This window comes from Candidatus Pantoea soli (assembly GCF_007833795.1).
In the GTDB taxonomy this organism is placed as follows: domain Bacteria; phylum Pseudomonadota; class Gammaproteobacteria; order Enterobacterales; family Enterobacteriaceae; genus Pantoea; species Pantoea soli.
Map to the genome: position 1 here is coordinate 1,704,513 of NZ_CP032702.1, position 24,577 is coordinate 1,729,089.

Genomic DNA, 24,577 nt, shown 5'->3' on the forward strand with positions numbered 1-24,577 from the left:
GTTGCGCCCGGTCATCCTGCGAAAAGTGAGGGCACTATGTATCACCGTGAACCCCCGGCTGAGCAGCAGAACCCTTTGCTGCCCGGCTATCCGTTTAATGCGTGGCTGGTGGCGGGGCTGACGCCCATTAATGCGAACGATCCGCTGGATTTCTTTATCGATCGTCCCCACGGCATGAAAGGCTACATTCTCAACCTGACGATTAAAGGTCAGGGCCGGGTGTTTGACGGCGAATCGGCGTTTGACTGCCTGCCGGGCGATCTGCTGCTGTTTCAGCCAAAGACACCGCACTATTACGGCCGCGCGCCGGACAGTCCGTGCTGGCACCATCGCTGGGTCTATTTCCGTCCGCGCGCCTACTGGACCGACTGGCTGCAGTGGCAGGATGAGAGTCAGGGCGTGGGGCGTTTGCGCCTGCCGGAAGCGCTGCGCGCCGAGTTTGATCGCCTGTTTGCCAGTATTGAACAAACGCATAACTCCGGTCGCCGCTTCGCCGAAGAGCTGGCGATGAATCTGCTGGAGCGCCTGCTGCTGCGTGCAGTGGAAGAGGATCCGCGCAGCCATCAGCAAATCCGCGATCCGCGCGTTATTGAAGCCTGCCAGTATGTGACTAACCATCTGGCCAGCGAAGTCAGAATCGAGGATGTGGCGCGCCATGTCTGCCTCTCACCGTCGCGCCTCGCGCACCTGTTCCGGGAACAGATGGGCATAAACCTGCTGCGCTGGCGTGAAGACCAGCGGGTCATCCGGGCGAAACTGCTGCTGCAGACCACGCAGGAGCCGATCGCCTCGGTAGGACGCGAAGTGGGCTATGACGATCAACTCTATTTCTCCCGCGTGTTTCGCAAGCGCGTGGGGGTGAGCCCCAGCGACTTCCGGCGCCGCAGTCAGGACGCGCACGATGCGCTGGTCGCGCAGGAGAGCTGGCAGCCGGTGCGCAGCGTGATGTCCTGATTTTTCAGGTGATTCCACCTTGTTCTTACTGGCTGATTCGTCTTAAATCAGTCTGGTAACGAACAAGAGGAGTCATAATGAGCGATAAATTACGTGTCGGCCTAATGGGCTACGGTTTTGCCAGCAAAACCTTTCATGCACCTTTGATCGCCGGCACGCCGGACGTGGAGCTGGCAGCCATCTCCAGCAGCGATGCCAGCAAGGTCCACGCTGACTGGCCGTCGGTGCAGGTGGTGGCTGAACCGCAGGCGCTGCTTGACGACCCGACCCTGGACCTGATTGTTATTCCCACCCCAAACGATACCCATTTCCCACTGGCCAAAGCGGCGCTGAATGCGGGCAAGCATGTGGTCGTCGATAAGCCGTTTACCGTGACGTTGTCACAGGCGCGCGAGCTGGACCAGCTGGCCACCGCCAAAGGGCTGCTGCTGTCGGTGTTTCACAACCGCCGCTGGGACAGTGATTTCCTGACGCTGAAAAGCCTGCTGAACGACGGCACGCTCGGCGAGATCCGCTACTTTGAATCGCATTTTGATCGCTTCCGTCCCGAAGTGCGCCAGCGCTGGCGCGAGATGAAAGGGCCGGGCAGCGGCATCTGGTTTGATCTCGGTCCGCACGTGCTGGATCAGGCGCTGCAGCTGTTTGGCCCGCCGGTGGCGATTAACGTGGATTTGGCCGAACTGCGTCCCGGTGCGCAAACCACCGACTATTTCCATGCGGTGCTGACCTATCCGACCCGCCGCGTGGTGCTGCACGCCAGCATGCTGGTGGCGGCGGAGTCTGCGCGTTTTGTGGTGCACGGTACCCGGGGCAGCTACGTGAAATATGGCCTCGACCCGCAGGAAGATCGGCTGAAAGCGGGCGAGCGTCCGCCGCAGGAAGCCTGGGGGTACGATATGCGCAACGGCACGCTGACGCTGGCAGAGGGAGATGTCATGGTGGAAAAAGAGCTGTTGACGCTGCCGGGCAATTATCCCGCGTATTACAGCGCGATCCGCGATGCCATTCGCGGCAGTGCGGCGAACCCGGTAAGCGCGGAAGAGGCGATTCAGGTGATGGAGCTGATTGAGCTGGGCCTGCAGTCGGCGGAAAAACGCCAGACGCTGTCGCTGAAATAACTGCCGCTCGGGTGTGGCATGCTCACACGCCGCGCTTGCTCTGGCGCGGCGCGTAAGCGCCCGGCCTGCCGTGTTGCCACGCCCGGCCGGTTGTCACCGGCGCGGGTTAACCGGCCACGCGTTTACGCAGGTCGGCTTTCTCCGCCTCGCTGAGAAACGCAATGGTTACGCCGTTATCCTGCGCCTGACGGATTTCAGCGGCCGTCAGACCGGCCTGCGGAGCCGCGTGCGTATACTCATGCGCCAGCTCCACGCCCTGTACGGCCGGGTCGTCAGTGTTCAACGTCGCCAGGATACCATGCTGCAGGAAGGCCTTCAGCGGATGCGCCTGCAGCGACGAAACGGTGCTGGTCTGAATGTTTGACGTCAGGCAGGACTCAATCCCGATACGCTGCTCCGCCAGGAAATCCATCAGGGCACGATCCTCAATCGCTTTAACCCCATGACCGATGCGCTCTGCACCCAGCTCGCGAATCGCCTGCCAGATGCTTTCCGGACCGGCGGCTTCACCGGCGTGCACGGTAATGCGGAAACCGGCATCGCGCGCACGGTTAAAGTGACTCAGGAACTCACTGCCAGGGAAGCCCAGCTCATCGCCAGCCAGATCCACGGCGGTGATGCCATCACGGTGCGCCAGCAGGCCTTCCAGCTCGCGCAGGCAGGCCTCTTCACCAAAGGTACGGCTCATGATGCCGATCAGCTTCACCTGGACGCCATACTGCTGCACGCCAGCGCGTACGCCGTCGATCACCGCCTCAACCACGCCGGCAATCGGCAGGCGGTGCGTCATGGCCATATAGCCGGGAGAAAAACGCAGCTCGGCATAATGAATACCGGCACGTGCGGCGTCTTCAACGTTCTCCAGCGCGATACGGCGGCAGGCGTCCAGATCGCCCAGCACTTTCACCCCCCAGTCGAGTTTCTGCAGGAAGCTGACCAGATCGGGTTCGTTAGCGGTAACCTGAACGTGCGGGCGCAGCGCATCCAGCGAATCCGCTGGCAAAGCAAGGTTAAACTGGCGGCCTAAATCCAGGATGGTTTGGGCGCGGATGTTGCCATCAAGGTGGCGGTGGATATCGGTGAGGGGCAGTTTTGCATCAATCATGTCGCACTCGCTGAATGAACGTAAAGTGCAGACCATTATAAAAATATCTTGCGCAACCGCGCCAGTGATTTGCGCAAACCGAATGACAGATGCTGCATTAAGCAACAGTGTGCGTGTCAGTGACCAGTTGGCCGGTGCGGCGCACGCCTGCGCCTGCGTGGGCATTCCGGCGGGTGACGTGAAAGAAAACGTTTAAATCAGAAATAGCGACCGGGCAGCTACAGGGCATCGGCATAATTGCGCTCAGCGCTAAAGCTATTTACAAAATTGCATCATTAATTTAACGCGCAAAATGCTTATCGATTAATGTGAATAAAAGATGAACAGGTGAATTAAGATGAGAAAATGTGTATGACCACGCCGAAAAAATAACGAGGCAGCGTTATTAAATCAGTGAGTTACAGAAGTTTATCCCGGGAGCCGAAACGAAATGTTTAATTGTGTTAACCGGCATGTCAAAAGGTAATTAAGAAAAGCTGATAAAGAATGCCGGTTAAAAGGTGCAATATTCTCATAGTTGCGATTTGGGATATTTGTCCGATGGATTTATCACGTTCTCTCCATATACTCCCCGGTAGCTTATTTTTTCTGAGCCGGAGTGCGTATGAAAATAATCGTCAATGGAAAGGGTTATCCGGAAAAGAGAAATATTATCGTCAGTGATTCCCATTCGTATCTTAACCTGAAATATAAAAATATCTGGCTTTATCGCAATGCGGTGCGCCAGCGGCTGATGAAAGCCAATAAGCTGTTTGTTTTTTCGCCACTGCCGTTCTCCGTGCCGGGCGACGCTCAGGTGATTCACCTGTTTAATGAGGTGGCGACTACGCAAAAGCCGTGGATTTCAACCTTTGAAACGGAACTGCCGCGCGTGTTGCCGGTGCCGGGAATATCGAAATGGCGTAATCCGGAACTGAAGAAGCAGCTGCGCCAGGTGGCTGCGCCACAGTGCAAAGCCATCATCGCCATTTCAGAAGCGACGAAAAACATTCAGATGAAACTGCTGGAAGCCTTTCCCGGGGAGGCGGCGGCGATTCTGCCTAAGCTGCATACGCTGCATCCGCCGCAGGCGGTGATCAGCGATCGGCCGCGCAGCGCCGCAGCGGGGAAGCGTGTTTTCAGCTTTGTGGGCAACGAATTCTATCGTAAAGGCGGGGCGGAAGTGGTGCTGGCCTTCAGCGAGCTTCTGCAGGAAGGCGTTATCGATCGCGACAGCGTTGAGGTGAATTTAGTGGGCGATCTGAGCAACCGTTACAATATTGCTCACGGCGCGTATCAGGATAACGCCGCGTTTTATCAGCAGATTGAAACCTTAATCAACCAGCAGTCGATCTTCCGCCACGTCGCATTTATGCAGAATACGCTGCTGATGGATCTGCTGCGCCAGACCGACGTGGGATTATTACCGACCTGGCAGGACACCTATGGTTTTTCGGTACTTGAAATGCAGGCGTGCGGCTGTCCGGTAATTACCACCAATGTGCGCGCGCTGCCGGAAATTAATCCGTCTCAGGCGGGCTGGCTGCTGCACTGTCCGCTGGATGAGATGTTTGAAATATCTCTGCGCTCAGCGGAGGAGAAACAGCGCATTCGCCGTCAGGTGGTGGCGCAGCTGAAACAGACGATTACCGACATTCTCGCCCAACCTGAGTCGGTGCGTTCACGCTCGGCCATGGCACTGCAGCGGATTAAAACTGATCACGATCCGGCGCGCTTCCGCGCCAGTCTGGATGCCTTTTATCAGCTGGCGGCACGCGCGACGCCGGCACCGGTGGGTGAGGCCCTTAAACGCAGCAACCGCTGAGGCGCCTGTTTTTCGGGTGAGGCGTCTGTCCGATGCAGAATCGTTTAACGGCATTCAGGGTTGCCTGAATGCCGTTTTTTCTGCGCGCTCGTTTTATCGCCGTTCGCACCCTTGCTTTTCTTCTGCCGCCGGTAACGCTTTCGGGTGATAACGCTTACACTGCGGGTCAATTTATCGGCAGAATATCGGTTCTGGCCGCTTATCGGCGCAGAAATGCGAAACTTTAATCTTTTCCTGCTCACATCAATTTTAATAAAAAAACCGTTCTGTTATGCCTGCACAACATCAGGGGTATAAAATTCATGTCGCTGTATTATATGGTTATTTTATTATTTGACTTTAGTTCTGACACAAGAAAATATCGTCAGTTCATTGCCTTCAAAATCACTTGCAGCAACCTATAATCCAGTTCAGCTGATATGAAGCGACGTTATTTCGTTACCGTGTTTTGCCCGCGCAGTTATTTGCGTTGTGGCAGGGCGACTTTTTTTGCTTTCAAAAAACTGCGCTCTTCATACTAATAATATTTATCGAATCGTTTATTTCTCACACACCCGGAATTAAGCATGAAAAAAATACTGCACACCATCAACCTGCCTGCAAAGTTTATTCTGCTGGGCTTATTTGCCCTGGTATTGTTTATTTTTCCAACTTTTCTCTTCATTCAGAGCGGTAATCAACTGATTGACGCCAAAGAAGTGGAGCTGACCGGCATCCCTGTCGAGAAAAAGATGCTGACGCTGCTGAATCAGATCCAGCGCCACCGTGCAGAAAGCGCGATCGCGATTGCGCTGAACAAACCGGACAACGCCCCGCGGCTGGAACTGGTTGAGACCATCAATAAACTGCAGGGCGTGATTCATGATGACCTGACACAGGCCGATCCCCAGGCGCAGCCGCTGGCGCGGCTGGAAAAGGTCTCACACGAATGGGAATCCCTGCAGGCGGATCTGAATAATCGCTCACTGTCACTGGATGACAGCCTGACCCGGCACGCCGCGCTGATCCAAAACCTGCTGATGGCAAACCAGGATGTGCTGGATTTTTATGGGCTGACGCTGGACAGCGATCTGAATACCTATCAGCTGATCGTCAGCGTGTTCAGCCGCCTGCCGCTGCTGACGGAAACGCTGGGGCAGATCCGCGCACACGGCACCTCGCTGATTGCGGAAGGACAGAGCGCGCCGGAAGCGGCCATCAGCCGTATGGCGTTCCGCATTGAAAATGGCAAAGTCGCCCTCGACCAGTTCAGCAGCAACATGGATAAAGTGTTTGCCATTGAGCCTTCACTGAAAGCCATTTTTTCCGCCACGGATGAAAACGCCAATCAGCAGGCACTGAATGCGCTGGCGCTGGCTGAACGGCTGTTCGGCAGTAAAACCGAGACGATTACCGCAACCGACTACGTGCGGATTTTCACCCAGGCGATCAATGCCTATTCCGCACTGGGCAATCAGAGCGCCGATAAGCTCACCGGGATGCTTGACGCGCAGATTCAGGCGCGCCGTCACGATCAGTACCTGCTGCTGGGTGCACTGCTGGCGGTCGCGCTGCTGGCGATCTTCGTTGCCACGCTGATCTCACGCTCGGTGACCCGTCCGGTTGAAGAAGCGGTGCATGCGGCGGAACGTGTGGCGGCGGGCGACCTGACCACAGCGATCCGCGTGGAAGGCTCCAACGAGATGGCCATGCTGCTGAAATCGCTGGGTCTGATGCAGGATCGGCTGTTACAGCTGGTCTCCGGGATCAAGGATAACGCGCTGACCATCGCCACCTCATCAGAAGAGATCGCCCGCGGTAACGATAACCTGTCGGCACGGACCGAAGAGCAGGCGGCTTCGCTGGCACAGACGGCGGCCAGCATGGAGCAGATGGCATCGATTATCAGTCAGAACGCCGATAATACCCGTCACGCGTCGACCATGGCTGAAGCGGCTACCAGCGCCTCCATGCTCAGCGGCGAAGCGATGGATGCGGTACTGACAACCATGGACAAAATCCGCGGCAGTTCAGCGCGTATTGAGGATATCACCAGCGTGATTGACAGCATCGCCTTCCAGACCAACATCCTGGCCCTGAACGCAGCGGTGGAAGCGGCACGCGCCGGGGAGTCGGGCAAAGGGTTTGCGGTCGTGGCATCGGAAGTGCGTTCGCTGGCGCAGCGCTCAGCTTCGGCGGCCAAAGAGATCAAAGAGCTGATTGCGCAATCGGTGGAGCATGCCCAGGAAGGTATCATCCAGGCGCGGCACGCAGGCGATAAAGTGAAGCAGAGCGTGGAGGCCATTGAGCAAACCTCCCAGCTGATTCGCGATATTTCCTCTTCTTCGCAGGAGCAGAGTGGCGGTATCACGCAGATCAATATTGCGGTGAACCAGATGGATCAGGTAACGCAGCAGAATGCGGCACTGGTTGAGGAATCCGCGGCCTCTGCTGGCGACCTGGCGCAGCAGGCGTCCTCGCTGAGAGAGCGCATCGCGGTATTCAGGACGGCATAAGTTAAACGCAGCGCGGGGCCGGGCCTCGCGCGGGCGGGAGAGTGCGCCTGCCAGTCACGCAGGGCAAACATGCCCTGCATGGCAGGTTAACGGTTTTTCGCCGTCAGGCTGAGAAAGGGGTGTTTGCCTGCCAGTAACAGCAGGAATTCATACTCCCCCTGGCTCAGCGGTGAGGGCTTCGCCGCGGCTTCTTTCATTTGCCAGACGCGCAGACTCAGATCAAAACGTTCTGCAGCGTGTAGCTGTGTCATACCGGTTGCCATGCGTAAGTCACGCACATCGGTCCGCACCGGCACCATGTGCTGAAAAGATTTGTGGCTCATTCTTTTTTCTCTTTTATCAAAACCGTCCCTGTCCGTGTCGGCATTCGCCGGGCATCATGCCGGTTCACTGGCTGAGCAGGGCGTGCGCCCTGGCCTGGGGTTGCGCCACGCCAGGACGGCTGTCCTGACGATGAGCAAAGGTAAAATGGTCGATCGCGGATGCAAGGGTTTCCGTGCGGCCATTCATACTGCCGGCTGAGGTGGCAATCTCTTTCACCAGCGACGCATTCTGCTGCGTCACGCGGTCCAGATCGGCCACTGCCAGCGTGACCTGGGCGATACCCTTGCTCTGTTCATCTGAGGCCAGCGCAATTTGACTGATCAGATCAGTCACCGCCGAAACGCTCTGTGTGGCGCTGCCCATGATCTCCCCGGCGCGTCGGGCAGTGTGTGCACCCTGTTCTACCCGCACCACGGTGCCGTTGATCAGGCCTTCAATCTCTTTTGCAGCGCTGGCGCTGCGCTGTGCCAGCGTACGCACCTCGGCGGCGACCACGGCAAATCCGCGCCCCTGTTCGCCCGCGCGCGCCGCTTCCACCGCCGCGTTCAGCGCCAGAATATTGGTCTGGAAGGCGATGCTGTTAACGGTATCGGTAAACTGGCGGATTTTATCGGCTTCGCTGGCAATGTCTGCCATCACTGTCGCGACGCTCTTCACTAACGCTTCGCCATCGCGCGTGGTGCGCGCCGCTTCCTGCGCCAGTCCGCGTGCTTCGCCGGCGCTGTGCGCGTTGTGCTCTACGGTGGCGCTCAGCTGCTCCATACTGGCGGAAGTCTGTTCCAGGGCAGCCGCCTGACGCGTAGTGCGATCGGAAAGATCGACGTTGCCGCTGGCGATATCCGCAGACTCCTTGCGCAGGACATGGGTGTTCTCATGCACGGCACGCACCGTTGTCAGCAGGCTCTCCTGCATCAGCTTCACCAGCGGGATTAACTGACCCACACAGTTGCGGCCAAAATCCCGCGGTTCACGCGTCAGATCGCCACCGGCAATGGCACGGAAATGTTCACGCAGCCAGCCCAGCGGCCTGACAAGATGCACCACCAGAAAGCGGTCACAGAAGATCAGCAGCCCGAGCATCAGCAGCGCAGCGGTGACAAAGGCCCGCTCCAGGCGCTGGCGATCGGCGGCCAGCGCGCTGCTGTCTGCCGCTATCTGATGCTGCAGCGAGGTCAGGCGCTCTTCCGCCGGCGCGGCAAAGTCTGCCGGTGGCCCGTTAAGCGCTGCCCGCAGCGGTGCCCAGCTGTCATCTGCCGGGATATCGGCAGACACCGTGGCTTTTGCCGCCGCGTTACCGGACTGCATCGCAATACTGGCGCGATTCAGAAACGCCAGCTGGCGGGTGAGTTCATCGTTGCGCTGCGCGCGCTGATGCATGTCACGTAACAGGGCGCTGCCATAGCTGCCAGCCAGAGCAACAATCAGCAGTGCGGCCAGCAGGATGCACTGCACCACTCTGCGGATAGTAAAGTTTTTCAGAAATTGCATGATGAGATTCCCCGGTGTTGATATTGCTCAAAACTGACAGAGAGTTATTTTGATTGCTCGCAATAATGTAGCGCGCTATTTTTTTACCCGTTAAGCGTGGCAGGCTTTTCTGAAAAAGGAAATAACCTGACGACAAAATATTTTATTCAGAATGACAGGTTAAATTAATCCGGCTGCCGACGGGCTCGCCGAGCGGCGCGGCAGCCGGGTTTTTCCACCGCGCGGTGCGGCGATTGTTTATTCCTCTTGCTGTTATTACTGCTGCCGTTTTGTTTTATGACGCGCAGCATGGCTGCCCGGCGCCTTAAGTTGCCGGCGGCCACCCCATAAATCGCCAGTCAGGCGCGCCCGTATGCCATTATTCAGCCACGCGTCTGCGCCGCCGTTAAACTTGCGCTGTATAACACCGGCCCGGTTGGCTGGCCGGTTGGCGAACCGCCGCGCGGCTCCAGGCTGATGGCCAGCGTGGCCTCTGTCAGCGTGGCGGAGGCGGTCAGGGCATAACGCCGGGAAGTCTCCGTATCAACCAGCCCCAGCGAAACCGGCGCCTGGCCCGGCGGTATCAGCCAGAGCTGCAGGCTCTGATCGTCCCGCACCGCACGCGGCTGCAGCGGAGCGAGGCTGATGACATCACGCTGGCGGTTGACGCTCACCACCCACTGGCTGTGGTGTTGCGCATCGGCAAGCACCGCCAGCGGGGTGAGCGCCGGTTCGCGCAGCGTGTAAGCCGCGGCCAGCAGGCCCAGCGCGACGCAGGCCGCAGCCAGCCAGGGCAGGGCGCGACGCGACGCTGGCGGACGTTGTTCTGCCGGCAGCGACAGCGCAATTTTCTTCCACAGGGTGTCAGAAGGCGCAACGGGCGTGAGCGGATGATCCAGGCCGCCGAGCAGCGATTGCCAGCGCGCCACGCGCTGCAGCAGCACCGGCTCGCTGCGCAGGCGACGCTGAAAGCGCAATCGGGCGCCGCCCTGCAGCGTACCGAGGGCGTACTCTGCAGCCAGCGCTTCGTCACGCGCCTCGTTATCGCTTGTCATCCCACGCACTCCCGTAAATGTTCCAGCCCACGGCGAATCCAGCTCTTCACCGATCCCACCGGCTGCTGTAGCCAGCCGGCAATATCCGCGTGCGATAAGCCCTGAAAGTAAGCCAGCGCGATGCTCTGCTGCTGCTCACTGCTTAAATGCCTGAGGCAGCGGTGTAAGCGCGCCACCTGACTGTCGCTGGGCTGATCCGTATCGGGTTCGGCCAGCAGGCTGAGGTATTCCTCAACGTCGCCGCTGTCGGTATCCCACGCCCGGGCGTAGCCGCTGCGCAGCCCGTCAATGCAGCGATTACGCACCATGTGCGTCAGCCATGTCAGAGGTGAACTCAGCGCACTGTTAAACGACGCTGCGTTGTGCCACACCGTGATATAGCATTCGTGCAAAATCTCTTCTGCCCAGGCGCGCTGACGCACCATGCGCAGCGCCACGGCCAGCAGATACGGGGAAGTCAGACGATACAATTGCTCAAAAGCAAGGCGATCGCCGCGTGCGATCGCCCTGATTAACGTGACATGGTGTTCAGCCTGCGTCGCGTCCATATTTGTCCTGGCGGGTGAGTTAACCGTACCGAGTATAGACAGTTATTCCGGCATCAAAACCGTATCGATAACGTTAATGACGCCGTTTTTCTGATAGACATCATAAGTGCTGATATTGGCCACATTACCCTGACCATCCTTCAGCTGAATATTGTGTGCGCCGTTACGCATAATCCACAACGGCTGACCGTTCACCGTTTTTAATTCAGCTTTACCGCCACCCTGTTTAATCTTCTGCTCCAGCGCTTTCATATCATAGGTGCCGGCAACTACATGATAGGTGAGCACGCTGGTGAGTCTGGCTTTGTTTTCCGGTTTCAGCAGATTATCCACCGCACCGGCAGGCAGTCTGGCAAAGGCCGCGTTGGTGGGAGCGAATACGGTGAAGGGGCCTTTACCCTGTAATGTGTCAACCAGACCTGCTGCCTTGACGGCAGCCACCAGCGTGGTGTGATCTTTGGAGTTCAGGGCGTTCTCAATGATGTTTTTTTGCGGATACATTGCCGCACCGCCCACCATCACGGAATCGGTCATGGCAGCGTAAGTGGCATTTGCGCACAGCAGCGCAGCAGACAGAACAGTAAAGTGCAGTAACTTTTTCATCATATATCCTCATTGAACGAGCAGAACAGGTGCGCTCAAAGGGATATACGCAGCAGGAAGCAAAACGGATGCACGCCGCAGCACTTTTTTTCACTGGCCGGGCAGAAAAGAAAAGGGCAGCCCGGGGCGGGCTGCCGGATGGCTTACTCAGGCATGCCTTCGCTGGTGGGCGCGCCTAACATATAACGCGACAGGAACTGCTCCAGCGTCATTTTGTCACCGTTCATAATGACCTGACCGTTGCTGTACTGCAGGCTGGTGGTGATGTTGTCATCCTGCTGCTGCGTCAGACGGAACATCTGTCCCATCGCGGCCAGACCTTTGACCTGCTGATCCGCCAGTTTCTGCGCATCGTCACCCTGGTACCCTTCAGCCAGGCCAACATGGCGCATCACTTCCGTGGCCATCGGCATATTGATGTTCAGCTTGCCGTCGAGGGTTTTCAGCACGCGATCCACCGCCGCGCCCAGGCTTTGCGGCTCGCCGGTTACGCTGGCGGGATCGTTAAAGCCGACGTTGAGGTTAAAGGTGCTTTCGCCTTTGTCATTCTTCCAGCTCAGCGGTGCGATGCTGATGCTTGGGGCACCTTTCAGCAGCACCGGCAGGTTGTTTTTCAGGATGGTCTGCACGCTCATCTGATAGCGAATCGGGTCTTCCGCGACGCCAGGCTGACTGAGTAAATCCTGCATCTGTGCGTTGTAGTTATCTGAGAAGGTCTTCACCGCCTGCGCGTCAAACTGCGCAAACTTCATCGCCACTTTCGCTTCGCCAAAGGGCTGTTTCTGCAGGGTCATATTGCCGACTTTATAATCGATATGGCCGCCAATTTTGCCGTCTTTGTTATCAAAGCTGGATTTGCCATCCATATTTTCCAGCTTCAGGCCTTCCTGACCATTGATGCTGGCTTCCAGCTTATCCAGCGTCAGCGTCTGATCGCCCACGCGCACGCCTTCCGGGCTGAGGTGCGTATCGCCGCCCAGCTTCAGGCCGTTGAGGGTAAACAGCACCGGCTGCGCCAGCTGATTTTTGCTGGTGACGGCAATGCTGGAGAAATCCCCCTGCAGGCTGACTTTATCCCCTTTGCTGTCCGCGCTGAGGTTGAGCGTGCCGCCGTTGGTCGCCAGGCGATCGCCCGTCTGTGCATTGCTGTAATCCACCGGCAGCAGCGTAAGATCGGTATCGGTGGCGCCGCTATAGCCAACGCGCGTATCGGCATTCACCAGCGATTTGCCCTGCGTCAGTTCAAACAGCTTCTTCACCGCATCGGTATTTTCCAGCTCGGAGTGCACGGAGGCCATGGAGGGAATCAGATTGCCGCGTTTCAGCTGGGCAAACGGGAAAGGACCGTGGTCGATGGTTTCGTTCAGGACGATGCTCTGACCCGGCTTCAGCAGCGGGTTATCGACCGTTTGCGAACTGGCCTGAATCACCAGCCGGGTCTTGCTGCTGAATACGCCGCGCTGATAATCCTGATAGCTCAGCGTCAGACGGCTGTTTGGCGCATAGGCGTTGATTTGCGCATTGGCGTTTTGCAGCATTTCATCTTTGTGGCTTTCCAGCTGTTTGCCGGTAAACCACGCAGCACCGGTCCAGATTACGCCGAGCGCCACAATTACACCTACGGCAACCTTGGTCTTTTTCATCGCTGTGTCGTCCTTATCCTTGCGTCCGCCCGCCCTCAGGCCGCGTAACGGGTGAAGAAAAACGCCCGCAGGCGTTTTAATTAATAGTCTGAAATAATAGCAGTTAATGCTGGCAGCGTCACTGCAGCGCGTTGTAGACGCGCGCCAGTCGGCCGGTGCCGGCCGCGCTGACCGGGGATTCGCTGGCGGCGATAAAGCAGGATTCGCCCGGCTGCAGCAGCAGTTGCTGGCCCGCTTTTTCAATCACCGCCTGACCTTCTATACAAAACAGCAGGGCGGCGCTCTGCTGCGCCAGCGCTTGCGGCGTGGCGGAGAGCGCGTGGATGGCAAAGGCAAAGTCGTCCACCGGAATCGGGAAAATCTGGCTATCGCCCTGCTGCTGTGGCGTAGTCAGCAGCGTGTTTGCCGGTTTCGGCTGGAATTTCAGATTTGCCAGCAGCTCCGGGATATCAATGAATTTTGGCGTCAGGCCGGCGCGCAGCACGTTATCAGAGTTCGCCATCACTTCCAGCGCCACGCCGTGCAGATACGCATGCGGCGTTTCGGCAAACAGAAACATCGCTTCACCCGGCTGCAGCGTAATCACGTTCAGCAGCAGCGGCGAGAACAGGCCACTGTCCTGGGGATAGTCGCGGGCAATCGCGCGCACCGTGTCCCAGGGTTCGCCATCGCGCGTATCCAGCACCGATTTCAGCACGCCCAGCGCGCGCGTTTTTTCCGCGTCCTGCAGCGAAAGCAGGGTTGCGAACAGCGTGGACAGCGTCTCTTCGGTGGCGTTCTCCAGGAAATGGGCAATCGCCGGATGCGCACCGGAAACCGGCTGCAGCAGCGAGACAATGTCGTGCAGTTCGCGGAAACCGTTCATTGCCTGGAAGGGCGTCAGGGCATACACCAGCTCAGGTTTATGGTTGGCGTCTTTATAGTTACGTTCGGCCGCGCTGAGCGGAATGCCGGCGGCATTTTCGCGCGCAAAGCCGGCTTCTGCCGCCGCCTTGCCTGGATGTACCTGGATAGACAGCGGCTGGTCAGCGCAGAGGACTTTAAACAGAAACGGCAGCTCACCAAAGCGCGCGGCCACCGCGTCGCCCAGCATGGCGCGCGGATGCGCCGCAATCATTTCGCGCAGGGAACGGCTTTCCCCGTTTATCTGTACGGTGGACGGGTTTTTCGGGTGAGCCCCCATCCACAGTTCCGCCATCGGCAATCCCTGCGGGTTTTCGATGCCATAGAGATCCGTCAGTGCTGTTTTGCTGCCCCATGCGTAATTTTGCAGCGAATTGTTCAGTTTTTGCATCGTTTACCCTTAATAACGGTAAGTAATCAGGCGTATTAAAGCAGAAAGTGCCACAGAAGCGACAGCGGCATGTGCAAGAAACGCGATGGGCTCGCATACTGCTATCTTCATGTATGTGACAATCTTGCTCGCTTTAAGGCGTCGCGGGAAGATGCCTGAGGCGAAAACCTCACTATCTGAGCTAAGGAGACGTAGTCATGGCAGCCCATCGCATTGAAAAAGACTCAATGGGACCGATCGAAGTACCCGCCGATAAGCTGTGGGGCGCACAAACCCAGCGATCGCTGGAGCATTTTCGCATTTCCACTGAAAAAATGCCCGTGGCACTGGTGCATGCGCTGGCACTGACCAAGCGCGCGGCGGCCCAGGTGAATCGCGATCTGGGCCTGTTGCCGGCCGAACGCGCTGACGCGATCATCACGGCCGCTGACGAAGTGCTGGCCGATCGGCACAGCGACGCGTTTCCGCTGGCCATCTGGCAGACGGGCTCCGGCACGCAAACCAACATGAACATGAATGAAGTGCTGGCGAACCGGGCGAGTGAACTGCTTGGCGGCGAGCGCGGCATGGCGCGGCTGGTGCATCCCAATGATGATGTGAATAAAAGCCAGAGCTCCAATGATGTGTTCCCCACCGCCATGCACGTGGCCGCGGTCATTGCCGTGCGGGAGCAGTTGCTGCCGCAGCTGCAGGTGCTGAAACAGACCCTGAGCGAAAAATCTGACGCTTTTAAAGACATCGTTAAAATTGGCCGTACCCATCTGCAGGACGCCACGCCGCTGACGCTCGGCCAGGAAATTTCCGGCTGGGTGGCGATGCTGGAGCATAACCTGCGGCACATTGAAAACAGCATTCCGCACCTGGCGGAGCTGGCGCTGGGCGGAACGGCCGTCGGCACCGGACTGAATACCCATCCGGAATATGCTGAGCGGGTGGCCAGCGCGCTGGCGCAGCTGACATCCCAGCCGTTTGTCACGGCCCCGAATAAATTTGAAGCGCTGGCGACCTGCGATGCGCTGGTGCATGCGCACGGTGCGCTGAAGGGGCTGGCGGCCTCACTGATGAAGATTGCCAACGACGTGCGCTGGCTGGCGTCCGGACCGCGTTGCGGCATCGGTGAAATCAGCATTCCGGAAAACGAACCGGGCAGCTCGATCATGCCAGGGAAAGTGAACCCGACCCAGTGTGAAGCACTGACCATGCTGTGCTGCCAGGTGATGGGCAACGATGTCGCGGTCAACATGGGCGGGGCATCCGGTAACTTTGAGCTCAACGTGTTCCGCCCGATGGTGATTCATAACTTCCTGCAGTCGGTGCGCCTGCTGGCGGACGGCATGGACAGCTTTAACCATCACTGCGCGGTGGGCATTGAGCCCAACCGTGAACGCATTGGTCAGCTGCTGAATGAGTCCCTGATGCTGGTCACCGCGCTGAACACCCATATCGGCTATGACAAAGCCGCGGAGATCGCCAAGCAGGCGCATAAAGAGGGGCTGACGCTGAAAGCGTCCGCGCTGAAGCTGGGCTATCTCACCGAGGCGCAGTTTGACGAATGGGTGCGTCCGGAAGCGATGGTGGGCAGCATGAAGTCATAAGCATGCACGCCGCGATCGGCGGGCCGGCTTAGGCCAGCCGATCGCTCCACAGATGCAGACGCGGAATAATCAGGTGCAGCGGTTGTGCCTGCGGTTTATAGCGATGCGCGACATTTTCCGCATCATAATCCAGCAGTTCGCCCAGCGTGGGCACCTGCGTTTTATCGCGACACAGCACCAGCAGCGGGGAGGGGCAGGCCATCTGGATCTGCTTTTTCTCACTGGCGCGCCACAGCCGGGCAATCGGCTGCACTTTAACCGGACGCTTGATTTTCAGCCGGGCGCTGGCGGGCAGGGCGTGAATGGATTCCAGCTCCTGCTGGACTTTCTCTGCCCACTGCTCGCGCGTCCAGGGTGCCTGAGCGCGGTTGGCTTTCAGGCTGCGCTCAAGTTGTTCGATGACCGCCTCACGCGTGACGTTTTTAATGATGTTTTTGTTTGCCCAGCCAAAGCGCAGGGTATCGGGCGCGTTCACCACCGTCACGCTGCGATAGGCGTTAAGCGTAATTAACCCGCGCAGATGCTGGTGCACAAATTCAAATCGCGCCTCGCTCGGCAGACCGGATTCAACCGTAATCAGCTGCTCCAGCCGCTGTTTCAGGGCGTTGATGCCGGTGACCCGCGCAGAGATGTTTTCGCTGGCCGCTTCGTCCGCTTCAATACAGAGCGCGCCCGGCAGGCGCACCGCCGCTTTGGTGCTCAGTTTCTCTGACTGATGCTGCATAAACAGACGGCAGTAGTGGGCAAGGGCCATTTCACGCGCCCGTTTGCCAAGGTGCTGGGTAACGGCAATGCGCGCAATTTCATCATGTTCGTGGCCTTTTTCAATATCGGGCAGGCTGAACACGCGCGCCACCAGCAGCGGCTGCTGCTCCACCTGCTGACGCAGTTCGCTCAGCGCGTGCTCCAGCGCGTTCACGCACGCATGTAAATCCGCCACCAGATCGTATCGCATCATGATCCCCTTATTAGTTACAACATACTAATGAGTTTATAAAATATACGCCGGCTTGTCACTCCCGCGCACGATTTTTGTCAGTCAGGTCGCAAGGCGTGCTTTGCGCGGGATGCCCATGCTATAACAACGCTTTACCTGTTATCGGATAGTGTCGCGTGCCCATTGTTGCCAAACCTCCGCTTCCCGCCATCGTAACGCTCGGTCTGGTCCAGATTCTCGCCTGGGGCGGTTCTTTCTATTTACTTTCCGTCATGGCGATGCCGATTGCAGCGGAAACCGGCTGGTCACAGCAGTGGGTTTACGGAGCGCTGTCGCTGGGAATTTTAATCTCCGGCCTGCTGGCCCCGCTGAGCGGGCGGTTGATTGCGGCTTCACACGGTCGCGCGATGCTGGCCGGCAGCGGGGCGGTGATGGCGCTCGGACTGGTCATTATGGGGCTCAGTCATCATCTGCCCCTGTTTCTGTTTGCCTGGCTGATTACTGGCGTCGGCATGGCGATGGGGTTGTATGATGCGCTGTTTGCCACGCTGGGGACGCTGTATGGCGGTCAGGCGCGCGCGGCCATTACCGGTATCACCCTGATTTCCGGCTTCTGCACCTCGCTGGTCTGGCCGGGGATTGCCGCGCTGATTCACTGGCTTGGCTGGCGCGAGGCCTGTTTTGCTATCGCCGGACTGCTGTGTCTGACCGTGCTGCCGGCCTATTTTTATGCGCTGCCTGCGCCGCAGGGCGCGGCACCAGCGGCCGCCGTGAAAAAAACGGCGCCGGCTGCCGCGCTGCCCGCCACACTGTTCTGGCTGCTGTGCAGCATTTTCACCCTGGCGTCCGTGATCATGACGGCCGTCTCCGTTCAGCTGATTAGCCTGCTGCAGGCCAGCGGCTACTCGCTGACCGCCGCGCTGGCCATCAGTGCCATTCCCGGCCCCTGTCAGGTCGGGTCGCGGCTGGTTGATGTGGCGTTCAGGCGCGGTCATCCGGTCTGGACCGCGTTTTTTTCCTCCGGGCTGGTGGCGCTGGGCCTGCTGCTGCTGGCCTGCTATCCGCAGTGGGCACTGATCAGTATGGTGTTTTACGGTGCCGGGAACGGGCTGCGCGCCATCGTCCGCGGAACTTTACCGCTGGTGATGGTCAAACCAGAAGATTATGCCGTGATCACCGGGCGTATGGCGCGGCCGGCGCTGATCGGACAGGCGCTCACTCCGCTGGCCGGCGGCTATGTTTACCAGCACGCCGGGGCTGCCGCCACGCTGTGGCTGCTGTTTGGGCTCGCGGCGATCAATCTCTTGCTGGTGGTTGCGCTGAAGCTCAAACTGCCTCAGGGCAGGGCGCACACCGGCGACCCGAGGGTAAACTAAGCAGCCTGTGCGCTTCTGAGCGCGCAAATGATGAATCCGTGCCTTGATCGCGGCTGCTTGCTTCTAAAAAGCAACAGTGTTTGTTATATTTATTGCTCATTGATTACTCACTGCAGCGGTATAAAAACAAGAAGATAGGCCGCAACTCAGGAAATTGAAATGCTAGATTACCGCTTCCCGACAGCTTTGCAGATGGTTTTGAGCGTAGCGATGGCGGAGCAACTGGGTAAACGTTCAACCAGCGCCATTCTGGCCTACGGTCTTGAAGCGAATCCCAGTTTCATTCGGAAACTTATGGTTCCGCTGACGCGCGATGGCATTATTGTGTCTACGCTCGGTCGCACCGGTTCGATTCACCTGGGTCGCCCGGCTGCGGAAATCACGCTGCGTGATATCTACACTTCCGTGATCGAAGATAAAAAACTCTGGGCGTCGCGCCCGGATGTGGCGCCACGTTGTCTGGTCAGCGCCAACCTGTGCTGGTACTTCAAATCGATTGCTGAAGAAGCCGAAGAAGCGTCGCTTAAAGTGCTGGAAACCCGCACCGTCGCGGATGCGCTGGCCGAACTGAAAAAGCGTGATACCAGCAACTGCGAGCCGCTGCCGGATCCCGAAACGGTCGGGCTGTGTAATAAAGCGCGTTAAGCGCGGCGCTTTACGCTCCACCTTCAGGCCGTCACACTGTGGCGGCCTTTTTGTTTGCGCTTTTTCAGGCAAAAAAAATCCGGGCTCGCAGGCCCGGATTTTCACTTTTCTGCCGTTATGACACCGTCTGCACGTCGGCTTCCGGCTGCGGCTTGCGCGTTACCAGCTTGCGCAGCGTGACATAAAACACCGGCGTCAGGAACAAGCCAAACAGCGTGACGCCAAGCATACCGGAGAACACCGTGATGCCGGTGACGCCGCGCACTTCCGCACCGGCACCTTCACCCAGAATCAACGGCACCGTCCCGGCGATAAAGGCGATCGACGTCATGACGATCGGGCGCAGACGCAGGCGACAGGCTTCCAGCGCCGCCTCGACAATGCCTTTCCCCTGCATCTCCAGCTCGCGGGCGAATTCAACAATCAGGATGGCGTTCTTACAGGCCAGGCCCATTAGCACCACCAGACCCACCTGCACGAAGACGTTGTTATCGCCGCCGGTGAGCCAGACGCCCACCAGAGCCGACAGCATGGTCACGGGCACAATCAGAATCACCGCCAGCGGCAGCGTCCAGCTCTCATAGAGTGCCGCCAGCACCAGGAACGCCAGCAGCACCGCCACCGGGAAGACAATAAACGCCGTATTGCCCTGGGTCGCCTGCTGATAGCTCAGGTCGGTCCACTGAATGTTCATCCCGTTTGGCAGCACCTGACCAGAGAGCGCCTCCAGTTTTTCCATCGCCTGTGCTGACGAAAGCACGCGCGGATCGGCTTCCCCAATCAGGTCTGCGGCCGGATAGCCGTTATAGCGAATCACCGGATCCGGGCCATAGGTGGTGGTGATGTTCACCATACTGCCAATCGGCACCATCTCGCCGCGGTCATTGCGGGTGCGCAGGTTAGCGATATCCTGCACGCTGTCGCGGAAATCGCCATCGGCCTGCGCCATCACGCGCCAGGTGCGGCCAAACTTGTTGAAATCATTGACGTAGGACGATCCCAGATACACCTGCAGCGTACTGAACAGGTCCGTCAGCGAGACGCCCTGCGCTTTGGCTTTATCACGGTCCACCTGCACATCCAGCTGCGGCACGTTGGCCTGATAGGAGGAGATCGGGAACATCATGCCTGGCGTTTGCATCACCGCACCGGAAAGCGCGTTGATGGCGGTCTGCAATGCGCCATACCCCAGCCCGGCGCGATCCTGCACATACAGCGAATAGCCGGAGCCCTGACCTAAACCGAGAATCGGCGGTGGCATAATTGAGAAGCCAAAGCCCTGCTGAATTTTGGCAATTTTGGCATTCAGCTCGGCGTTAATTTCCGCCGCGCTGCGGCTGCGCTCGCTGAAGGGTTTCAGGCCAAAGAATACCGTGCCGGTGTTGGGCGTATTGGTAAACTGCAGCGCATTCAGACCCGGGAAGGCGACTGAGTAGGCCACGCCTTCGGTGTTCATGCCGATTTCGCTCATCTTGCGAATCACTTCATCGGTACGCGCCAGCGAGGAACCTTCCGGCATCTTGACGCCACCAATCAGGTAGAGCTTGTCCTGCGTCGGAATGAAGCCGCCCGGCACGGTATGGAACATAAAGCCGGCGCCCACCAGAAGCAGCACATACACCCCAAACACTGCACCGCGACGGCGCAGGGTTTTTCCAACCAGCGTCTCATAGCCGTCTGAACTGCGCTGGAAAAAGCGGTTGAACGGACGGAACAGCCAGCCCAGCAGGCGATCAATCAGCCGCGTCGGCATATCTTTCGGTGCGCCGTGCGCTTTCAGCAGCTTCGCCGCCAGCGCCGGGGAGAGCGTCAGCGAGTTAATTGCCGAGATCACCGTGGAAATCGCGATGGTCACGGCAAATTGCTTATAGAACTGGCCGGTCACGCCGGAAAGAAACGCCATCGGTACGAACACGGCGCACAGCACCAGCGCAATGGCGATAATCGGCCCGGAAACCTCGCGCATCGCCTGATGCGCCGCCGCCACTGGCGTCAGCCCCTGTTCGATATTGCGTTCGACGTTCTCCACCACCACGATGGCGTCGTCCACCACGATACCGATTGCCAGCACCAGCCCGAACAGACTCAGGGTATTCAGCGAAAAGCCCAGCAGATAGAGCACGCTGAAGGTGCCCACCACCGACACCGGCACTGCCAGCAGCGGAATAATGGAGGCACGCCAGGTCTGCAGGAACAGGATTACCACCAGGACAACCAGCACAATGGCTTCAAACAGCGTCTGCACCACGGCACGAATCGAATCGCGGACAAACACCGTCGGGTCGTATGGCGCAGCCCACTGCACATCATCCGGGAAGCGGGTTGCCAGCTCGGCCATCTTGTCACGCACCGCGTTCGAGAGGTCGATCGCATTGGCGCCCGGAGACTGGAAAATACCGATCCCCACCGCATCTTTGTTGTTCAGCTGCGAGCGCAGGGCATAGTTGCCGGACCCCATCTCAATACGCGCTACGTCACGCAGGCGCACCAGCGTGCCGTCATCGGCGGTTTTCAGGATGATATTGCCAAACTGCTCTTCACTCTCCAGCCGTCCCTGGGTGTTAATCGACAGCAGAAAATCACTCGCTTTCTTCGTCGGCTCCGCGCCCAGCTGGCCGGCAGAGACCTGCACGTTCTGCTCCTGCATGGCGCTGACCACATCTGCGGCTGTCATTCCGCGCGCGGCAACTTTGTCAGGGTAAAGCCAGACGCGCATGGCGTAATCGCCGGCACCGAAGATCTGAATCTGGCCGACGCCCGGCAGGCGGGCCAGCTCATCTTTCACTTTCAGCGTGGCGTAGTTACGCAGGTAGAGCGAATCGTATTTGCCGTGCGGCGAGAACAGATGCACCACCAGCGTCAGCGTTGGCGACTGTTTCTGCGTGGTCAGACCCAGCTGGCGCACCTCTTCAGGCAGGCGCGCTTCGGCCTGCGCTACGCGGTTTTGCACCTGCACCTGGGCCTGATCCGGATCGGTTCCTGGACGGAAGGTCACGGTGGTCACCAGCACGCCATCTGAACCGGCCACGGATTTCATGTACATCATGTTTTCCACGCCGTTGATGGCTTCTTCCAGCGGCGTCGCCACGGAGTCGGCAATCACTTTCGGGTTGGCACCCGGATATTCGGCGCGTACCTGTACGCTGGGCGGCACAACGTTGGGATATTCACTGATCGGCAGCAGCGGAATGGCGATCAGGCCGGTGGTAAAAATCAGAATCGACAGCACCGCCGCGAAGATCGGTCGGTCGATAAAAAAGCGGGAAAAATCCATAACGGGCAGTCTCGATTATTATTGCGCGGCGCGCATCGCCACCGGCTGAGCTTTCACCGGCATGCCTGGCATAAACACTTTCTGCAAACCGTTAACGATCACTTTATCGTCCGGCTTCAGACCCTGCTGCACAATGCGCAGCCCGTCAGCCATCTCGCCCGGCTGAATGTCGCGGCGTTCGGCTTTGCCTTGTGCGTCAAGCACATACACATACTTACGATCCTGATCGGTCAGAATCGCCTTGTCGTCAATCAGCAGCGCACGGGAATCCGCGCGGCCCGGCAACCGCACGCGGGCGAACAGCCCGGGCGTGAACTGCCGCTGGCGGTTGTCCAGCGTGGCGCGCATGCGGATGGTGCCGGTGCTGGCGGTCAGCTGGTTATCAAGAAAATCAACGGTGCCGCGGTGCGGGAACCCCGTTTCGCCGGTAAGGGCGATCTCCACCGGCAGCGAACCGCGGTTCTCTCCCTGACGCGCCAGCGCCTGGTAGTGCAGGTAGGTGGATTCATCGACGTCGAAATAGACATACATGCGATCCTGCGAGACCAGCGTGGTCAGCACGCTGGCGCTGTCACCGGCGGTCACCAGGTTACCGGTGGTGATCATCGCCCGGCTGGCGCGGCCATCAATCGGTGCCGTCACGCGGGTGAAATCGAGGTTCAGCTGCGCCATATCCACGGCGGCCTGCGCGGCCAGCACGCTGGCCTGCGCCTGATGCGCGGCCGAGCGGCGTTGTTCCCACTCTTCGCGGGAGACCACGTTAGTGCCGATCAGCTTATCAGTGCGCGCGGATTCACTGCGCGCCAGCGCCGCCTGGGTGCGCGCATTGGCCAGTTCGGCCTGCGCCTGCTCCAGGGTGGCGCGATAGGTGCGATCGTCAATGGTGAACAGCACCTGGCCTTTTTTCACCTCATCGCCTTCGCGATAGTTGACCTGATCGATATAGCCCGACACGCGCGGACGCAGCTGAACGCTCTGCACCGCCTCAATGCGCCCGTTAAAGCTATCCCAGTGGCTGACCCGCTGTTCGACAACCTGCGCGACACTCACTTCAGGCGGCGGGGGCGGGGCGTTTTGCGCCACTCCCCGATCGCATCCGGCCAGCAGGCTACCCAGCAACACCACTCCTGACAGGCTTACGGCCCGACGAACCCCATATGTTTGCAGATGCATTGTTGTTATTCCGCGTTGGTGAAAAAGAAAGGAAACGTACGAAAAATCTGCAACTTTTAAGATTGCATTTAAACGCGATGAGTGTAGGCTTGGGCGAACTGCAACTGCAAGAATATCTGATACACTTTATGTGCGGTTTTGCGTGCGCCACCGGTTGTGCGGAAAGCCCCTACGGCGAGTGCGGCATTTAATGTAATAATAAAACTTGCATTAAATGCGATAGTCAGTCACCCTTAAAGTGTAACTGCAACTGATACTGATACTGTTCGTCACAACGACGGGAGAGAATGGGATGATGAGCGACGCCTTTATTCACGATCTGATTGACTGGATTGATAACAACATTGAAGCACGTCTGGATTTGGATACGGTGGCGGACCGCGCAGGCTACTCAAAATGGCACCTGCAGCGCATGTTCAAAGAGCACACCGGCTATCCGCTGGGCGAATACATCCGGGCGAAAAAGCTGAAGAAATCGGCGGATCGTCTGACGACCACCAACGAACCGATCCTCAACGTGGCCATTTCGCTGGGCTTCGATTCGCAGCAGTCGTTTAACCGCAGCTTTAAACGCCAGTACGGGGTGGCACCCGGCGCGTGGCGTCGTCATGCCGCACACAGCCCGGGTGCGATGCAGCAGTAATTTCTCCGCCAGGGCCAGCCATGCTGGCCCGCGTTTTTCTTCGCCCTAAACCTGCTATTATCGGCGTCCTGCTTTACGGGATGTCATCATGTCAAAAATACGCTGGATTGGACTTCTTCTCGCACTGGTTGTCAGCTGGATCGGATTAAAACCGCACCTGAGCGGTAAACCGGCCACCGGCCAGGCGGATATCGCGCAGCAAACCGAGGCGCAACACGTGGCCCGCTGGCTGCAGCAGCACCATCGATTACCCGATTTTTACCTGACGAAAAGTGAAGCGCGCCGGCAGGGCTGGAACCCGGCCAAAGGCAATCTGTGTGACGTGCTGCCGGGCAGGGCAATTGGCGGCGATCGTTTCAGCAACCGTGAAAAGCGGCTGCCCGCGCAATCCGGCCGGCAGTGGTATGAAGCGGATGTGAACTATCGTTGCGGCCACCGCGAGGCCGATCGTCTGTTGTACTCTTCTGATGGTCTGATTTTTCTGACCACCGACCACTATCGCAGTTTCACCCCGGTACCCTGAT

Annotated in this window: 20 protein-coding genes; 9 read left to right on the forward strand and 11 right to left on the reverse strand. The window is 58.5% G+C overall.

Annotation, left to right across the window (positions count from 1 at the left end; translation table 11 throughout):
* Positions 1-36 precede the first annotated feature (36 nt).
* Positions 37-954 carry an arabinose operon transcriptional regulator AraC gene (araC, locus tag D8B20_RS07970; RefSeq protein WP_145888366.1) on the forward strand — a complete coding sequence of 306 codons (918 nt, stop codon included), beginning with the start codon at positions 37-39 and terminating at the stop codon, positions 952-954.
* Positions 955-1,031: 77 nt separating this feature from the next.
* Positions 1,032-2,072 carry an oxidoreductase gene (locus tag D8B20_RS07975; RefSeq protein WP_145888367.1) on the forward strand — a complete coding sequence of 347 codons (1,041 nt, stop codon included), beginning with the start codon at positions 1,032-1,034 and terminating at the stop codon, positions 2,070-2,072.
* 106 nt (positions 2,073-2,178) lie between these two features.
* On the opposite strand, the gene add is transcribed toward D8B20_RS07975, so the two are convergent.
* Complete coding sequence (gene add, locus D8B20_RS07980; protein WP_145888368.1) at positions 2,179-3,177, reverse strand: adenosine deaminase; 999 nt, start codon at positions 3,175-3,177, stop codon at positions 2,179-2,181.
* A gap of 604 nt (positions 3,178-3,781) precedes the next feature.
* Here add and D8B20_RS07985 point away from each other — a divergent pair.
* A complete protein-coding gene (locus tag D8B20_RS07985) occupies positions 3,782-4,981 on the forward strand; it encodes a glycosyltransferase family 4 protein (protein ID WP_145888369.1) in 1,200 nt (399 codons plus the stop codon).
* A gap of 566 nt (positions 4,982-5,547) precedes the next feature.
* Positions 5,548-7,476, forward strand: a complete 1,929-nt coding sequence (locus D8B20_RS07990) for a methyl-accepting chemotaxis protein (protein WP_145888370.1) — start codon at positions 5,548-5,550, stop codon at positions 7,474-7,476.
* An 86-nt stretch (positions 7,477-7,562) separates the two neighbouring features.
* Here the strand turns inward: D8B20_RS07990 and D8B20_RS07995 are convergent, their stop codons facing one another.
* The 7 genes from D8B20_RS07995 to manA form a co-directional block, all read right to left on the reverse strand.
* Complete coding sequence (locus D8B20_RS07995; protein ID WP_145888371.1) at positions 7,563-7,799, reverse strand: transcriptional regulator; 237 nt, start codon at positions 7,797-7,799, stop codon at positions 7,563-7,565.
* Positions 7,800-7,863: 64 nt separating this feature from the next.
* Positions 7,864-9,288, reverse strand: a complete 1,425-nt coding sequence (locus D8B20_RS08000) for a methyl-accepting chemotaxis protein (RefSeq protein ID WP_145888372.1) — start codon at positions 9,286-9,288, stop codon at positions 7,864-7,866.
* Positions 9,289-9,650: 362 nt separating this feature from the next.
* Complete coding sequence (locus D8B20_RS08005; protein ID WP_145888373.1) at positions 9,651-10,322, reverse strand: anti-sigma factor; 672 nt, start codon at positions 10,320-10,322, stop codon at positions 9,651-9,653.
* Positions 10,319-10,870: a sigma-70 family RNA polymerase sigma factor gene (locus D8B20_RS08010; protein ID WP_145888374.1), complete on the reverse strand. Its 552-nt coding sequence runs from the start codon at positions 10,868-10,870 to the stop codon at positions 10,319-10,321. The genes D8B20_RS08005 and D8B20_RS08010 overlap by 4 nt, the downstream gene beginning before the upstream one ends.
* Before the next feature lie 42 nt (positions 10,871-10,912).
* Positions 10,913-11,473 (reverse strand): fasciclin domain-containing protein, encoded by a 561-nt coding sequence (locus D8B20_RS08015; protein WP_145890477.1) that lies wholly within the window; start codon positions 11,471-11,473, stop codon positions 10,913-10,915.
* Between the two features lie 143 nt (positions 11,474-11,616).
* The gene (locus D8B20_RS08020) at positions 11,617-13,116 is read right to left on the reverse strand and encodes a YdgA family protein (RefSeq protein ID WP_145888375.1); all 1,500 of its coding nucleotides are present in this window, start codon (positions 13,114-13,116) and stop codon (positions 11,617-11,619) included.
* A gap of 118 nt (positions 13,117-13,234) precedes the next feature.
* The gene (gene manA, locus D8B20_RS08025) at positions 13,235-14,410 is read right to left on the reverse strand and encodes a mannose-6-phosphate isomerase (RefSeq protein ID WP_145888376.1); all 1,176 of its coding nucleotides are present in this window, start codon (positions 14,408-14,410) and stop codon (positions 13,235-13,237) included.
* A 197-nt stretch (positions 14,411-14,607) separates the two neighbouring features.
* On the opposite strand from manA, the gene fumC reads away from it, so the two are divergent.
* Complete coding sequence (fumC, locus tag D8B20_RS08030; RefSeq protein ID WP_145888377.1) at positions 14,608-16,005, forward strand: class II fumarate hydratase; 1,398 nt, start codon at positions 14,608-14,610, stop codon at positions 16,003-16,005.
* A gap of 28 nt (positions 16,006-16,033) precedes the next feature.
* Here fumC and tus read toward each other — a convergent pair whose 3' ends face one another.
* A complete protein-coding gene (tus, locus tag D8B20_RS08035) occupies positions 16,034-16,963 on the reverse strand; it encodes a DNA replication terminus site-binding protein (protein ID WP_145888378.1) in 930 nt (309 codons plus the stop codon).
* A gap of 155 nt (positions 16,964-17,118) precedes the next feature.
* Here tus and D8B20_RS08040 point away from each other — a divergent pair, with 155 nt between their 5' ends.
* Positions 17,119-18,318 carry an MFS transporter gene (locus D8B20_RS08040; RefSeq protein ID WP_145888379.1) on the forward strand — a complete coding sequence of 400 codons (1,200 nt, stop codon included), beginning with the start codon at positions 17,119-17,121 and terminating at the stop codon, positions 18,316-18,318.
* Positions 18,319-18,477: 159 nt separating this feature from the next.
* Complete coding sequence (locus D8B20_RS08045; protein WP_145888380.1) at positions 18,478-18,963, forward strand: RrF2 family transcriptional regulator; 486 nt, start codon at positions 18,478-18,480, stop codon at positions 18,961-18,963.
* A 115-nt stretch (positions 18,964-19,078) separates the two neighbouring features.
* Here D8B20_RS08045 and oqxB read toward each other — a convergent pair whose 3' ends face one another.
* Positions 19,079-22,237 carry a multidrug efflux RND transporter permease subunit OqxB gene (oqxB, locus tag D8B20_RS08050; protein ID WP_145888381.1) on the reverse strand — a complete coding sequence of 1,053 codons (3,159 nt, stop codon included), beginning with the start codon at positions 22,235-22,237 and terminating at the stop codon, positions 19,079-19,081.
* 18 nt (positions 22,238-22,255) lie between these two features.
* On the reverse strand, positions 22,256-23,410 hold the full coding sequence (locus D8B20_RS08055) for an efflux RND transporter periplasmic adaptor subunit (RefSeq protein WP_145888382.1): 1,155 nt from the start codon (positions 23,408-23,410) through the stop codon (positions 22,256-22,258).
* A 292-nt stretch (positions 23,411-23,702) separates the two neighbouring features.
* On the opposite strand from D8B20_RS08055, the gene D8B20_RS08060 reads away from it, so the two are divergent.
* Complete coding sequence (locus D8B20_RS08060) at positions 23,703-24,053, forward strand: helix-turn-helix domain-containing protein (RefSeq protein ID WP_145888383.1); 351 nt, start codon at positions 23,703-23,705, stop codon at positions 24,051-24,053.
* 88 nt (positions 24,054-24,141) lie between these two features.
* Positions 24,142-24,576, forward strand: a complete 435-nt coding sequence (locus tag D8B20_RS08065) for a ribonuclease domain-containing protein (protein ID WP_145888384.1) — start codon at positions 24,142-24,144, stop codon at positions 24,574-24,576.
* The last annotated feature ends 1 nt before the right edge of the window (position 24,577 follow it).